Origin of the sequence: Lactobacillus sp. UMNPBX1 (assembly GCF_002554085.1) — a bacterium.
Lineage (GTDB): Bacteria > Bacillota > Bacilli > Lactobacillales > Lactobacillaceae > Lactobacillus > Lactobacillus crispatus.
The window spans coordinates 1-255 of record NZ_PCZI01000089.1 but is presented as its reverse complement, the minus strand read 5'-3'; the positions used below and the strand labels follow the sequence as shown (position 1 = coordinate 255).

1 tRNA gene is annotated in these 255 nt (G+C 45.1%); it reads left to right on the top strand.

The features are described 5' to 3' along the window. Nucleotides 1-108: 108 nt before the first annotated feature. Nucleotides 109-181 (top strand) — tRNA-Ala (locus CP352_RS10935). Nucleotides 182-255 lie beyond the last annotated feature (74 nt).

Here is a 255-nt window from a genome sequence, read left to right as displayed (position 1 = left end):
GAGCGCACGCCTGATAAGCGTGAGGTCGATGGTTCAAGTCCATTTAGGCCCATTGACATAACGAAGAAAAAGAGTTAAAGTTATGTCTGGCCGAAAATAAAATACTCTGGGGGCTTAGCTCAGTTGGGAGAGCACCTGCTTTGCACGCAGGAGGTCATCGGTTCGAACCCGTTAGCCTCCATTGATCCAGAAAAAGGATCAAAGAGCTAGTACATTGAAAACTGAATATAATCCAAGCAAAAAACCGAGACAATC